General features: G+C 36.9%; 16 protein-coding genes and 4 pseudogenes. 8 read left to right on the top strand and 12 right to left on the bottom strand.

Going from position 1 to position 14,352, the window contains the following annotated elements:
* Positions 1-2: 2 nt before the first annotated feature.
* Positions 3-422 (bottom strand): DUF6146 family protein, encoded by a 420-nt coding sequence (locus OWR28_RS22030; protein WP_332388535.1) that lies wholly within the window; start codon positions 420-422, stop codon positions 3-5.
* Positions 423-473: 51 nt separating this feature from the next.
* A pseudogene (locus OWR28_RS22025) lies at positions 474-1,661 on the bottom strand (endonuclease/exonuclease/phosphatase family protein).
* Positions 1,662-1,905: 244 nt separating this feature from the next.
* On the opposite strand from OWR28_RS22025, the gene OWR28_RS27270 reads away from it, so the two are divergent.
* From OWR28_RS27270 to OWR28_RS22000, 6 genes are read left to right on the top strand one after another with little or no spacing between them, the layout of a single operon-like run.
* A complete protein-coding gene (locus OWR28_RS27270; protein ID WP_494168509.1) occupies positions 1,906-3,690 on the top strand; it encodes a carboxypeptidase regulatory-like domain-containing protein in 1,785 nt (594 codons plus the stop codon).
* Positions 3,668-4,009 carry a hypothetical protein gene (locus tag OWR28_RS27265; RefSeq protein ID WP_494168508.1) on the top strand — a complete coding sequence of 114 codons (342 nt, stop codon included), beginning with the start codon at positions 3,668-3,670 and terminating at the stop codon, positions 4,007-4,009. The genes OWR28_RS27270 and OWR28_RS27265 overlap by 23 nt, the downstream gene beginning before the upstream one ends.
* A 59-nt stretch (positions 4,010-4,068) precedes the next feature.
* A complete protein-coding gene (locus OWR28_RS27260; protein ID WP_494168507.1) occupies positions 4,069-4,779 on the top strand; it encodes a hypothetical protein in 711 nt (236 codons plus the stop codon).
* 26 nt (positions 4,780-4,805) lie between these two features.
* Positions 4,806-5,213 (top strand): DUF5689 domain-containing protein, encoded by a 408-nt coding sequence (locus tag OWR28_RS22010; protein WP_332388533.1) that lies wholly within the window; start codon positions 4,806-4,808, stop codon positions 5,211-5,213.
* A complete protein-coding gene (locus tag OWR28_RS22005; RefSeq protein WP_332388989.1) occupies positions 5,150-5,575 on the top strand; it encodes a DUF5689 domain-containing protein in 426 nt (141 codons plus the stop codon). Before OWR28_RS22010 ends, OWR28_RS22005 begins: the two co-directional genes overlap by 64 nt.
* On the top strand, positions 5,485-6,210 hold the full coding sequence (locus OWR28_RS22000; RefSeq protein WP_332388532.1) for a hypothetical protein: 726 nt from the start codon (positions 5,485-5,487) through the stop codon (positions 6,208-6,210). Before OWR28_RS22005 ends, OWR28_RS22000 begins: the two co-directional genes overlap by 91 nt.
* 454 nt (positions 6,211-6,664) lie before the next feature.
* Here OWR28_RS22000 and OWR28_RS21995 read toward each other — a convergent pair whose 3' ends face one another.
* The 5 genes and pseudogenes from OWR28_RS21995 to OWR28_RS21975 all read right to left on the bottom strand — a co-directional run bounded on the left by OWR28_RS21995 (position 6,665) and on the right by OWR28_RS21975 (position 10,230).
* Positions 6,665-7,135 carry a DUF6702 family protein gene (locus OWR28_RS21995; protein WP_228370574.1) on the bottom strand — a complete coding sequence of 157 codons (471 nt, stop codon included), beginning with the start codon at positions 7,133-7,135 and terminating at the stop codon, positions 6,665-6,667.
* 58 nt (positions 7,136-7,193) lie between these two features.
* Positions 7,194-7,821, bottom strand: a pseudogene (locus tag OWR28_RS21990) (LOG family protein).
* 131 nt (positions 7,822-7,952) lie between these two features.
* On the bottom strand, positions 7,953-8,666 hold the full coding sequence (locus tag OWR28_RS21985; RefSeq protein ID WP_332388531.1) for a nucleotidyltransferase family protein: 714 nt from the start codon (positions 8,664-8,666) through the stop codon (positions 7,953-7,955).
* A 70-nt stretch (positions 8,667-8,736) separates the two neighbouring features.
* Positions 8,737-9,153, bottom strand: a complete 417-nt coding sequence (locus tag OWR28_RS21980; RefSeq protein WP_332388530.1) for a RapZ C-terminal domain-containing protein — start codon at positions 9,151-9,153, stop codon at positions 8,737-8,739.
* Positions 9,154-9,204: 51 nt separating this feature from the next.
* On the bottom strand, positions 9,205-10,230 hold the full coding sequence (locus OWR28_RS21975) for a phosphotransferase (protein ID WP_332388529.1): 1,026 nt from the start codon (positions 10,228-10,230) through the stop codon (positions 9,205-9,207).
* A gap of 228 nt (positions 10,231-10,458) precedes the next feature.
* Here OWR28_RS21975 and xrtF point away from each other — a divergent pair, with 228 nt between their 5' ends.
* Together xrtF and OWR28_RS21965 are read left to right on the top strand one after the other, a co-directional pair.
* Positions 10,459-10,989, top strand: coding sequence for an exosortase family protein XrtF (gene xrtF / locus OWR28_RS21970; RefSeq protein ID WP_332388528.1), 531 nt, complete (start codon positions 10,459-10,461; stop codon positions 10,987-10,989).
* Entirely contained in the window at positions 10,976-11,413 is a 438-nt protein-coding gene (locus tag OWR28_RS21965) for an exosortase F system-associated membrane protein (RefSeq protein ID WP_332388527.1), read from the top strand. Before xrtF ends, OWR28_RS21965 begins: the two co-directional genes overlap by 14 nt.
* A gap of 19 nt (positions 11,414-11,432) precedes the next feature.
* Here OWR28_RS21965 and OWR28_RS21960 read toward each other — a convergent pair.
* The 5 genes and pseudogenes from OWR28_RS21960 to OWR28_RS21945 all read right to left on the bottom strand — a co-directional run.
* Positions 11,433-12,438 (bottom strand): annotated as a pseudogene (locus OWR28_RS21960) (cation diffusion facilitator family transporter).
* A gap of 55 nt (positions 12,439-12,493) precedes the next feature.
* Positions 12,494-13,485: pseudogene (locus OWR28_RS21955) on the bottom strand (aspartate-semialdehyde dehydrogenase).
* 58 nt (positions 13,486-13,543) lie between these two features.
* On the bottom strand, positions 13,544-13,699 hold the full coding sequence (locus tag OWR28_RS27255; protein ID WP_494168506.1) for a hypothetical protein: 156 nt from the start codon (positions 13,697-13,699) through the stop codon (positions 13,544-13,546).
* Positions 13,700-13,728: 29 nt separating this feature from the next.
* A complete protein-coding gene (locus tag OWR28_RS27250; protein ID WP_494168505.1) occupies positions 13,729-13,983 on the bottom strand; it encodes a hypothetical protein in 255 nt (84 codons plus the stop codon).
* A gap of 169 nt (positions 13,984-14,152) precedes the next feature.
* A partial coding sequence (locus tag OWR28_RS21945) for a hypothetical protein (RefSeq protein WP_332388526.1) occupies positions 14,153-14,352 on the bottom strand: 200 nt, incomplete at its 5' end.

The following is a 14,352-nucleotide window of genomic DNA, read 5'->3' as shown; positions in this document are numbered from 1 at the left end:
ATTTACCTTATCGCATCGCTTCCGGATAAGCCGTTCAGTCTTAATTTATATTTCCAGTTGACATACACGAAGACCTGGTATAATTTATATTCAAACTTGATCCCGTAATTTTCCTTCGGATCATAATCTATCCCGGATTCAATAATATTTCTATATCTGCCGGAATTGTAATAACTGTTCCATTCGTTGACCAGAAATGTATTTTTTGTCTTCAGATAAGATTCTGAGTATTGGCTGATAGGTTTGGCTACAGCATTCAGAAAATAATCAAACTGAGTATCAATGACTGTAAGATCCCATTCTCCGTCCTCATTTTTGGAGGGCTTCATCTCGTGTTGCTCTTTATCTTTCTTTGGTGTTTCCTGAGAAAAACAGCTGAAAGGGACTAATGCAATCAATACCCATAAAATAATATTTTTCATGATTAAGATATTTATACAAAAAAAGCACTCCAATAAGAGTGCCTAACTTTTTTATGGTTCTTTCTGGAGAACTACAAATGCCGGGAAGTGGTCACTGTAGCCTCCTGTAAACTGGTCTCCGTTCCAGGATCTGAAAGGATAACCTTTATAATTTCCTTCTTTATTCACAAGATATGGCGGTGCAAAAATTTCTGTTTTGTATACAGAGTATTCTTTTGTTACCTGATCTGAAATTAAATTTTTGGAAACGATAATCTGGTCAAACAGGTTGGGTGCGTCCTGATAAGCCAAAGAAGCAACTCCTTTCTTATATAAAGGGTACATCAGGTTAAGATAGGGTGTTTCTTCGCTTAGGTCTTTTGGATTAGCCTGTGCTTTCAGATGGTTTTTAAACTTGGGCTTACAGGGTCGTCATTAAAGTCACCCATTGCAAAAAGCTTTGTTGTTGGGTCTGCCGCTCTTACGCTGTCCATCTGCTGTTTTAATAATGCGGCAGCGGCATTTCTTTTAGGTAAGGAAATGGCTTCACCACCTCTTCTTGAAGGCCAGTGATTCATAAAGAAAGCTACTTTTTCATTATCTAAAAATCCTGTTACCACAAGGATATCTCTCGTATATTCTCTTTTTCCGTTGTCGCCGTAAATAACCAGTTCTTTTTTTAATGAATTGGTAGGCGTGAATCTTCTTTTCTGGTAGATCAAAGCAACATCAATTCCCCTGTAATCATAAGAATTGTAGTGAATGATTCCGTAATCATATTTCTTTAAAGCAGGTTCATTGATAAGATCCTGGATTACCTGTCTGTTTTCAACCTCAATGAGGCCCACTACTGCAGGAGCAGTTTTGGTGTATTGTGCCCCCATTTCGGAAATTACTTTGGCCTCGTTGGCAAGTTTTGCTTTATAGATTTTTGTTCCGTAGTTTTTGGACTTTTGGGAGTAAACTCTTCAGAACCCCCTGTTCTCTAACTACTTTTTTGCCGATCAAAGCTCCGTCACTCCATGGTCCGTCATATTTTTCTGCTTCCAGAAACTTGATGGAATCCATGGGGATGCTTCTGTGAAAAGCAGGATTTTTAATGTCTTTGGTTCCGTCAATATAATCTGCTGAGCGGATAGTGTCCCAAAGGTTTTCTACATTCAAAAACCCAACGGTAGCTACTTTTCTCAGTTTCCCCTGTTGTTGTGAGAATGCCACAATTGAAATAAATAGGGCAAACAGACTCGAAAATCTCTTCATCTCTTTAGAGTTTTATTATACTATTAATTACAAATTTACTTTTTTTAATTCACTGCGTTTTAAATATTTGTAAATTTAAAAGCAGTAATCCGAATCTCTCTTTTATAATGATTCTTAAAAGATTGCAATGTTAAGAAAAATAACGTTAAAAAAGTTCTGAATTACAAAATTTGATTAAATTTGTGCCCCCAACTTTTAAACTGTTGAAAATTAACAAGAAAAGTATTAAAAAATAAATATACTCATGATTAAAAAACTATCATTGATCTCTTTATTTACTTTGCTGCCTGCTTCATATTATTATGCGCAGACAACAGTGTTTGCATATCTTAAGGATGCAGACGGTAAGCCTGTTGAGCAAGCAAATGTAGATTTAAAAGGAGCAGGAAATGATGCAAAGGCAGACAAAATAGGATATTTCCAATTTACGGATTTGATGCCCGGACATTATCAGATTATGGTTACAAAACCCAATTTTGAAACTAAAATGTTTGAATTTGATGTAACCAGCGATGAGAAAAGAAAAGATCTTGGAGTAATTACTCTTTATTCTGCATTGAACGGTGCAGACCAGGGATTAGCTATTGTAGAAGATTCCGGAGAAAGTGACAGTGGTGGTGCACAGCAAACTGCAACTGTAGGATTATTACAGTCTTCACAGGATGTTTTCAATAGGATTGCAAGTTTCGATTTAGGGCCGTACTGGTTCCGTCCGAGAGGAATTGATAGCAGAACAGGTGAGAATATGATCAACGGTGTTTCTATGGCCGCTGCAGATAATGGAGATGTAGACTTCAGTACCTGGGGAGGATTGAACGAAATTACCCGTTACCCGGAGATTGCAGCTAACCATGCCCCTTCAGAATATGCCTTTGGAGGAACTACCGGGGTATTTTATAAGAATACGAAAGCCAGTGAGTACAGAAAAGGAAGTCAGCTGACATACTCTCTTACCAACAGAAATTATAGAAACAGATTATCCTACAGATTCTCTTCCGGAATGAACAAGAACGGATGGGCGTTTACAGGAATGATTGCCAGAAGATGGGCACAGGAAGGGATACAGGATGGAACTGCTTATGACGCATACAGTGGGTATATTGGTATTGAGAAGAAATTCAGCGATAGTCACACGATGACGTTAAACGCCATTGGTTCTAAATATGAAAGAAGTTCTTCAAGTCCAAGTACTCAGGAAGTATATGATTTCAGAGGAGTTCATTATAACTCTTACTGGGGATGGCAGAATGGAGATAAGAGAAATGAAAGAGTGAAAAGAGGGTTCCAGCCAATGATCCAGTTGCAGGATTTCTGGAAAATTAATAAAAATTCTCAATTATGGACCTCTGTTTCTTATCAGTTCGGAAAAGAATACAGTTCCAGATTAGACTGGTACAGAGCGAATAACCCATCACCAACTTATTACCGTAATTTGCCAAGTTACTGGTTAAATTATAAAGATCCGTCTCCGGAGCAGGCTGCCAATATCGGAATCACCAGAGACTGGTGGACGAATGATGACCAGTCACATACGCAGATCAATTGGGATAATCTTTATAATGCCAACAGAAATGTGGAATACAATGCATTATTGGGTGGAAGAAGAGCAGCTTATTATCTTGTGGATGATGTAAAAGATGATAAAGTATGGAATGTGGCAACTCACTATACTTATAATTTCACGGATACTTCCCGTTTTATCTTAAACTTATCTTACCAGAACTACAGATCTGAGCAGTACAGAGAAGTAAACGACCTGTTAGGTGCTGATTTTGCCCTGAATATGGACCCGTTTGCATCCAATACGAATGCTGGAAGTGTTTGGGGAAAATTCAACACAAGAGAAGGCGATACTGATGTTGCCAAAAGAGAAGGTGATAAAATCGGGTACAGCTATATTTTCAGAAGACAGGAATTCAAAATAAATCCAGCCTTTAAATTCTCAACAGGAAGATTCGATGTATTTATTTCCGGGCTATTCGGGTATACTACGAACAGCAGAAGGATTGTTTCAGCACTATCTGTATGAATCTTCTTACGGAAAAGGTGCAGATCAAAACTTCTGGAATGCAGGTATTAAAGGGCAGGTTACCTATAAAATCAATGGTAGGAACTTCCTTGTTTATAACGGGGCCTACTTCTCACAGTCTCCTTTCCTGAATGATATTTATTTTAATACAAGAGTAAGTGGTGTTACAACTCCCGGGATCAAAAACGTTGTTATTGATGCCAATGATTTGAGTTATGTAATTTCCACTCCGATTGTTAAACTTAGACTGACAGGTTATCTTGTTAATACACAAAATGAAACAAGTGTACAAAGATACTTCGCACAGGAGTTAAACTGACAAATCTTACTGAAAGCGGAGATCAGGCTCCTATTCAGGACGGTGCTTTCATTACACAGGTGCTGGCAGGTGCCAACAAAAGAAATATGGGTGTTGAGCTTGGTGCACAGGTGAAACTTAGTCCTACTTTAACCGCCAGCGGATTATTAAGCTTAGGACAGTATACTTATACCAATAACCCTACCGTTTATTTTGCATCTGATGCTGTTGGAACTTTCAGAGAGCTGGACGGGAACGGAAATATCGTTTCAAGATCTTATACCAATATGGGGGAAGCAACGCTTAAAAACTACAGACAGGGCGGAACTCCTCAGGAGGCATATACGCTAGGTCTTCGTTACAGCAGTCCTAAATACTGGTGGTTAGGAGCAACATGGAACTATTTCGGACATTCATTCCTGGATCCGTCTCCTGTAACCAGAACAGAAAGATTCTATACAAATCCTAACACGCCGGGAGTGCCTTATGACCAGGTAAATGATGAAGAACTTGCAAGAGTTCTTACGCCTACAAAACTGCCTTCAGCATTCTTCTTCAATGTCAATGCAGGGAAATCGTGGATGATTGGTAAGTATTATGTGCTGGTGTCTGCATCTGTCAATAATATCCTTAATAACAGAAATTATATTACAGGAGGATTTGAACAGACCAGAAACGTTAACTATATTGATTATGCTAATGATTATGACAGCGGAAATATGGTATTCGCGCCTAAGTATTGGTATAATCAGGGTAGATCTTATTTTGTTAACCTTCAATTCAGATTCTAAAAAATTAAAATTAAAAATCGAAAACAATGAAAAATATATATTTTAAAGCGGCGATCTTTAGTGCTATTTCAATGCTGTCATTCTCATCATGTGTAAAAACTGATGATTATGAGATCCCGGAAATCAAGTGTACCAATAAATTTGCAGCAGCAAATCACCCACTAACTGATCTTGCTACCATTGCAAAAGCAAAACCAACTGAAGCTGATATCATTAAAGAAGATTACATCGTTGAAGCATATGTTTCCTCAAGTGATGAATCAGGAAATATCTATAAAATGATGTTCCTTCAGGATAAGCCTGAAAACCCGACGCAAGGTATCGAGATTGATATCGATGGTGGAAATCAGTATCTTGATTATCCTACAGGATCTTTAGTAAGAATCAACCTGAAAGGATTGATCGTTCAGGGGTTAATGGAAACATTAAAGTAGGTTCTTTTGATCCTAACTATCCTATCGGTAGAATCAACCCTAATAAACTATCCAATTATATGGCAAGAGTTTGTGACGGACAAAAGGCTGTAGTGACTGCAATAAAGCCATTAGAGTTTAATTCTATTGCTGATGCTCTTAAAAATGGTGCTCACATCAATCAGCTTGTAAAAATTAAAAATGTTCAGTTTGAAGAACCGGAACTGACAAAAACTTTGCTGACGAATCTGCTACAGGTGACCGTTATATTACGGATAAAAAAGCTGGAAGATTGGATCTTCGTTTCAGCAACTATGCAACTTTTGCGAAATCTCCTATCTCTCCTAAATATGAAAAAAGTGGTGATATCGTTCTTCTTTTGAGCCGTTTTACAAGTTCAAGTAACGCAACTATTTTCACAGATCAGGCTTATATCAGAACTCTTGATGATATTAACTTCCCGAACCCAAGATTCAATCCAGGTGAACCAGATGCTCCTTCTGCTTCTGCTGTAAACCTTTTCGCAGGTTCAGATTTTGAAAACTGGGCAACTTTCTTATCAAGTGTAAACGGTTTCGGACTTAAGCCTTACGCTACACAAGGTGTTGGTTTAGGATATAATGGTACAAATTCACTTCAGATCAAAGGTACTCCGACCGCTAACGATTATGTATTTACATCTGTTGCTGCTACAGGAATACCAGCTGTACCAAAAAGAATTACAATGTATATCAAAGGTACTGCAACAGGAAAGTCACTGTCTTTCAACGTATATAAAGCAGGTGGAGGTTTCTACGTATTTAACTTAGGTACATTCTCTACCGGAGCTACTTTAGGAGTAGAAAGTGCCAACTCTTACAACGGTTCTATCAATACAAACGGTCAGTGGAGATTGGTTGAGCTTACCCTTACAGGTATTGCAGATATTAACACTACAGCAGGAAAAGACATGTTTGCTATCAAAACCGGAAATGGTGGAGTGTATGATGTTCAGATTGACAATATCAAAATTGAGTAATATTTTAGATAGAATATATTCTCATATACTATAAAATCAGGCAGCTTGAAAAGCTGCCTGATTTATTTTAAGGACAGGAACAATTTGAATCAGGTGATAATTTTATTCTACCGGGATTCATGGTTTTAAAGATCGTCAGAATGATTTTAATATCAGTGAGCTGAACCTTGCGACCCTTTTATGGAGTACAGGATTTTAACCCGTTAAAATAAAAAACACCGCATCTGTGGTGGTTTTTATTTCCTCTTATTAACCGTAATGGTTATCCAGCAAAATTAACTGCACAGAATCTTTTTGTTACTGTCATTAGGATCTAAAATATAAAGTCCGAACTGTACATAGAAATTCTCTTTCCCGGTAGTCTTTACTTTAGAAATGTTTTTTGAATAAAAAAATACCCTGAAAAATTTAACTTTCCAGGGTACCCATTTATAATGGTTAAATCTAATTTACATTAAAAAGAAACTTCATTCACTTCTTTTCCTCGCTGGAAGTTCATTGTTTTCTGGCTGCCTTTGTAGGCGATATTAACAATGTTGATCTGCTTAGGAAAAGCGCTTAAAAGGATCGTATTTTTAATCTTTAAGGTGTTGATATCCGAAACGCCTCCGGTTTCAAAATACACCCATACAGTTTCTCCGCTGACCTGACTTCCCGTGAAGGTAATCGTTTTAGGAGCCCCATTGACAAATACATCAAAATTATTGTTCACATATTTTTTTACCTCCGCTTCAAATCCAGCCGTGTTAGGGTTTATTTTAATAGCATCAGAGATATGGCTTGTATTCATTTTTGTGGTAAACTTCAATGTCTTGCTTCCATCAATATAGTCAACTTTGGTCATTGAAGAGAAAAAGTCTACATACATAAAACTCATTAACACAAAAAATGTTAAAATTCCTGATATATATAAAAGTTTTTTCATCTTAATTAATAGATTTACAATCATACTTGTTAGTTATAAGTCACAAATAATATGCCAATTAAAAATTTACATTTACAGAATATTTATCATAAAAGGCCTTAATATGTGCCACAGCCTCGTCAGCACTATCTACCACACGATAAAGATCAAGATCGTCCTCAGCAATCATTCCTTCTTTTAACAGGGTTGCCTTAAACCAATCCAGCAGTCCTCCCCAGAATTCACTTCCTACAAGAACAATCGGGAATTTCCCGATTTTATTGGTCTGAATAAGAGTCATCGCCTCAGTCAGTTCATCCAGGGTCCCGAAGCCTCCCGGCATTACCACAAACCCCTGGGAATATTTTACAAACATTACTTTTCTCACGAAAAGTAATCGAAATTCATAGAATAGGATTTGTTGATATAAGGATTAAAATGCTGTTCAAACGGAAGATCAATATTGAGCCCGATAGATTTTCCCTTAGCATTGAAAGCTCCTTTATTTCCTGCTTCCATAATTCGGGTCCGCCTCCGGTAATAATTCCGAAGCCCAGTTTGGTAATCTTTTCAGCAATATCAACTGCCATTTCATAATATTTGTTCTCCGGCTTCAGTCGGGCAGAACCAAATATTGAAACGCATGGGCCAATCTTAGCCAGTTTTTCATAACCGTCTACAAATTCAGCCATGACCTTGAAGACCATCCAGCTGTCTTTAGTGATCGTTTCATCCCATGTTTTTTGTCTGAAGCTATTGTGTAGTTTTGTTTCGTTAATATCAAGTTCTGGATTTACCAAACTTTCATCTCTGGTTCCATCAATTTCCATTGCAAAATTTATTTAAAATGTTTTTCGGCTTCTATTATGGATGATGGTCTTCCAACATCAATAAGAATACTGTCATGCACAAAGCCATGTATATGCTCGGTGTGCATCAGATCCAGATATTCTTCCATAACAGAAAATTTGCCTGTTCTTTTTATTTTTTCAAAGATAATAGGATTGATACAATGGACACCGCTGAAAGCAAGTGCTTTAAAGCCTTTGTTGAATTCTGCAAGCCTTTGTTCCCCGGTTTGGACATTAAGCCAGCCTCTTAATACCAAATCATCATTGAAAAGGAGTTTTCTCGAACTTTCTCTGTCCGAAACCGCTAAAGTAGCAAAATCTTTTATCTTTTTGTGGTATTCTACCAAAGTATTGATATTCAGGTCCGTCAGAATATCAGCATTCATAATTAAAAAATCTTCTCCGTGATCCAGGAATTTTCGTGCAAAAATCAAGCCGCCACCTGTCTCCAGAAGTTCGTTGGTTTCATTCGAAATTTCGATCTTACACCCGAAATTATTATTTTTATTTAAAAAATCAACAATCTGATCTCCAAAATGATGGATGTTGATCACAAAATCCGTGATTCCGAAACTTTTCAGATAACTGATATTCCTTTCCAGAAGCGGAACTTCATTTACTTTTGCCAGTGCTTTAGGGTGATGATCTGTAAACGGTTTCAGTCTGGTGCCTTTCCCTGCTGCGAAAATTAAAGCTTTCATAATAGTATAAGTAATGAGTGATGAATAATGAGTAATGGATAATTGTAATAAGAAATTACTTATTTACTCATTACTGATTACTAATATTGAGTTGTGGCTGTTCATCATGTTGAAGGGTGATCTCAGTACCTTCAGGATATTTTTCTTTGATAAATTCAGCGATCTTTATTGCACAATATACCGACCTGTGCTGCCCGCCGGTACATCCGAAATTGATCTGCAGATGTTCAAAACCTCTTTCTAAATAATTGTCAATATTAATTGAAACAAGAGATTTTACCAGTTCCAAAAACTTTGGCATTTCGGTTTTTGTTTCCAGATATTCCTGAACTCCTATATCATTTCCGGTCTGGCTTTTATATTCTTCAATTCTTCCCGGATTTAATATTCCACGGCAGTCAAAGGCGAAACCTCCGCCGTTTCCGGAATTATCCTTGGGAATTCCTCCTTTTTTGTAAGAAAAACTGTGTATCTCGATGTGTAGCATTTGTATGTTTTTAATTTTTTAGACCAATAAGCCTTAATAACTTAAAGCTTCTTAATGGTTCAATTTTATAATTTCTTCAATTTTTTGTTGTGCCTTTTCCGATTCCAATTGCTGAATAACCTTATTCAGTTCAGGATAATCCTTCATATGTTCCCAGGCGTTTGAAAACTGTATAATATTCCGAATTCCTTTTTCCAGGCTGGCCATGAAATGTTGTTTCCTCTGAATCAAACCTCTGAATCCGTAAGCTCCCAAAACCTGTAAAAATCTCATCATCTGAATAGGCCTCACTGCATTTTTCAACTGAATTCTTGTTTCAGGATGATCAAACTGCCCAATATAAAAATCCAGCATTTCCTGTTTGAAATCTTCAGGAAAATTGGCTTTAGCCTGAAAAAGAAAAGAGATGACATCATACATCAACGGACCTTTCATTGCCGACTGATAATCGATAAAAGAGACTTCATTCTGTTCGTTCACCATGATGTTTCTTGCCTGGAAATCACGGATCATAATTCCTTTAGGTTCAAGATTCTCAATAAGTACCGCAATCTTTTTGAATTCTTTCAGAAGAGCCGACTTATTATATTCAAGCTCCAGAAAATCGGCCACAAAGTTTTTAAAATAATAAAGATCATGCGTCACGGGAAGCTCATCATAACTTTCATACTCAAAGGTTTTTGAAAAATCAATTTTTCCCTGAGTCTGTACCTGCAGCTGGTAAAGCTTTTCTAACGTCTGCTGTACCAAAGATCTTACGGAGGGAGACAGCTGTTCTTTCGCAATCACTTCAGAAAGGGTATACTGTCCCAAAAATTCCTGGATATACATCTTCCTGTCCTCTGAAATGGCAAGGATGGAAGGAGTATTAAGATTCAAACCTGAGAATACTTCAGAATAGTAAAGAAAACTTTCATTTTCCGGAATATTTTCATTGTATGTAATGATGTATTTTTCTGTACCGGCAGTGGCCAGGAAATTTACCCTCGCAGAGCCGCTTTGAGCTAATGTGACAAATTCAGAAGATTTTTTACCTAGCTGGTTTTCAAAAAATCGTTTTGCGTTTTCAGAAGTCATAATATGGAAACAAATATACTAAATTAACATGAGTTGGAAATGATAGTTTAAAGAACTCACATATGAAAGCTTAAGCCTGTTATAACAGATCTGTAGAATATTATTTTTATTGAATGTTTTAGAGAAAAATTTCTATTTTAAATCCCATAATTCTGGAGCTTGTTCCATTATTTTTAAGTTTCCTGATTCAAATCCAGGATATTACATGCTAATTTTTATCTTTGCAGTATGCTGAAAGACTTTAAGCCTGTTTTAGGTATTTTATTGCGCTTTATTGTTATTTATCTGGTGCTGCTTTTCGCTTATCAGTTTTATCTGAACAGCGGAAAAGATTCCGGGCTGGATTCGTTTTCAAGGATGATTGCCAATCAGGTGACTTTCATTCAGAATGCGATAGGTTATCCTACCCAGCTTTATGATGATGTAAAGAATGAGCAGGTTTGGTTTTATGTTAAGCAAAATTATGTGACAAGAATGGTAGAAGGATGTAATGCCGTTTCTGTCATTATTTTATTTGTGTCTTTTGTGTTTGCCTTTTATAAAGGAATAAAGACTTTTGTTTTTGCGGGTGCAGGATTAGTCATACTCTATATCATGAATCTCCTGAGAATTATGGGATTAAATATCGTGATGACTGATCATAAGGAGTATGGAAAAATATTCCACGATTTTGTTTTTCCTGCTGTTATTTACGGGAGTGTTGTTGTACTTTGGCTGATCTGGATTAAATTTTTTGCTTTAAAACATGAAAATTCTTAGCTGGCTTCTGGTTATCGCAGGAATCTGCGGGTTGATAGGGGTAAGAATCCTGGAAGGAACTGTTTTTTATGATCCTTTCCTGGATTATTTTCATGAAGCCAATAAGAATATTGATTTTCCCTCATTTGAATGGAGCAAACTGATTGCCGGGCATGTTTTCCGATTTATTTTAAATTCATTTTTTTCCTGCCTGATTATTTATGGCTTATTTAGAAATAAGGCTTGGACGATACAGGGAGCAGTGATGATGGCTGTTGTTTTTGCCATTACATTGCCTATCTATCTGTATTGTATTCATGACAGATTTGAAATAGGGTATCTTTTTTCTTTTTATATGAGGAGATTCGTAATCCAGCCGTTAATCATACTTCTAATTGTACCGATGTTTTATTACAGAAAACAAATAGCTCATAAAGAAAGCTGAATCAGCCTGATTTATTTTCTTACTCATCCTTAGTTGCTGTGTGCTTATCTACACTGGTTACGTTTTCCGGGGTCCATTTGACACGTTTGATAAAATCTTTTTCACGGACAGGACATTCTTTGATCTGGCAAACCGGACACGAAATCGGTTTACAGTCGTCCATATGGAAATTGAACTCAATATTGCGTCTTATATTTTTGGCAAGCAGGAGAATTACTTTCTCCATTTCATCGTGAGCATCACGAAGGTCATAATACCAGGGAAGGGTAATATGGGCATCAATATGCAGGGAAGCACCAAACTGCTGGATTTTCATATTGTGTACATCAATCCATTCTGTATGTCTGTTTTCTTCAAGAATTTTAATAACCTGATTAAGTATCTCAGGATCCTGTTCATCCATAATACCACTTAGGGATTTCCGGACGATTTTATAACCTACAAATATGATATAAAAGCCAAAGCTTAATGCTACTACGGAATCCAGCCAATAGATTTTGGTGAAATAGACAATTACTAAACTGGCCACCACCCCAAGCGTTGTAATGGTATCGGACTGAAGATGCTTACCGGATGAAATAAGAACCAGGGAGTTCTCTCTTTCTCCTTTTTTATGGAAATATAGCCCAGAAGATAGTTAACCACTGCAGTGGCAGCAATAATCAAATTCCGAGATCAATTTTGCTTAATGTTTTTCCTACAATAAGGCTATGAACTCCTTCATAAATAATCATAACACCGGCAATAGCGATAAGGGCACCTTCAATACCGGAGGTTACGAACTCAACCTTTCCATGGCCGTACGGATGGTCCTCATCTTTAGGTTTTGCTGCAAGATGGAGTGAATAAAGCCCCATAAATGCACTGATGACATTCACGATACTTTCCATGGCATCGGAAAAGACTGCGTCAGAGTTGGTTAGCCTCCAGGCAATAATCTTTCCGATAAAAAGCATTACTCCAAATACGGCAATAAGCTTTTGGAATCCTATTTTCTCTTGGTGTGCATTTTTCTGGGTATTCATATGGAGTTTGATAAAAAAGAATCTCAATTCTGAGACTCTTTTTTATTTTGTTAGTTTATACTAAGTTGTTTGCTACAAGGTATTCTGCGATTTGTACAGCGTTTGTTGCTGCTCCCTTCCTCAGGTTGTCTGCTACGATCAGAGGTTGAGCGTTTTAGGCTGTGACAGATCCCTTCTGATTCTTCCAACGAAAACCTCGTCTTTTCCTTCTGAGTACAGAGGCATAGGGTAGTGGTTGTTTTTCACATCGTCCATTACAATTACACCAGGTGTTTCAGATAAGATTTTTCTTACTTCGTCAAGGTCAAATTCATTTTCGAATTCGATATTTACACTTTCTGAGTGTCCACCCTGAACCGGAACTCTTACAACAGTTGCTGTCAGGTTGAAAGTATCATCTCCTAAAATTTTCTTAGGCTCTTTCATCAGTTTGATCTCTTCTTTTGTATAGTCATCATCAGCAAATACATCACAGTGTGGCAATGCATTTTTGAAGATCTGATAAGGGTATACTTTTTCAGTAGATTCATCTCCACTGATCTCACCGTTTAACTGGTCTACAGCAACCTTACCTGTTCCTGTTACAGACTGATACGTAGAAACGATTACTCTTTTTAAATCATATTTTTTGTTCAACGGTCCAAGAACCATTACCAATTGGATGGTAGAACAATTCGGATTGGCAATGATTTTATCTTCTTTCGTTAAAACATCAGCATTGATCTCGGGAACGACTAATTTTTTATCAGGGTCCATTCTCCATGCAGAAGAATTATCAATTACTGTTGTTCCTGCTTCTGCAAATAAAGGAGCGAATTCAAGTGAAGTAGATCCTCCTGCAGAGAAGATGGCAATATCCGGTTTGGCAGCTATAGCGTCCTTCATGCTTACGATGGTAAATTCCTTCTGTTTATACTTCACCTTCTTGCCTACAGATCTTTCGGATGCTACCGGGATTAATTCTGTTACAGGGAAGTTTCTCTCCTCCAAAACTTTAAGCATAACTTGTCCAACCATTCCTGTTGAACCTACTACAGCTACTTTCATTGATTTAATTAAAAATTTAAGATTAAACTATTTATAAATTATAACGCATATAATTTCTTTATTTTTTTTTAAGCCCCAAAGACTCTTGTCCAGGGAATGCGAATGCAAATAAGCCTACTGCAATCAGCCCCATAATGACTACTCCCAAAGAAATAGTATCATTGGATTTTACTTTTTTGTTGACAATGGTCATCAAAACCGCAGCAATAAGCATAGAGAACGGATGTTCAACATATTGGAATCTTAATGCCGCATTTTCATTACTTCTCCCATATTTAATCCTTTGCTGAAAGTGGTGATCAGCATAATGATTCCCAATAAAAACTGAACATGAAAGAAAATCATCGTAAAAAGAGTCGTTTTCTTCAGAAATTTGTTCACTTTTCCACTGAAACCGAACATGGTAGCTAAAAGGGCAATGATAAATAATGTTACCAAAAGAATCTCAAGATACCCGAATCCTTTGTGGGCATTAAGTAAAATGTTGTAAAAATCCATAATCCTATTTTTTTGTACACAAAGATAACAAAAATCCCGGCTCAAAGCCGGGATTGATATTGAGAAAATCTAATATTATAATATTATTAGAAGTTGAATGATAATGTTGCTGCCCAGGTAGTTCCGAAACCGAAATAAGCACGGTTACCAGTTGCTAGACCTTTGTACATCATACCAAGTTGTTCGTAAGTCTGATTTTTGTATTAAGTGTTTTCCCATCAGCCAGATATTTTGGTTTATCGTCAGCAAATACACTTGTAGCAGAGTCAGAAATATATACAGTATCAAATAGGTTGTAAACGTTAGCACCAATAGTGAAGTACTGAGCCTCGTTCTGCAATCTGATTTTGTAGGAGAAACCTACATCGA

Source organism: Chryseobacterium sp. 1B4 (assembly GCF_036631475.1).
GTDB lineage: Bacteria > Bacteroidota > Bacteroidia > Flavobacteriales > Weeksellaceae > Chryseobacterium.
This window is presented reverse-complemented; position numbering and strand designations above follow the sequence as displayed.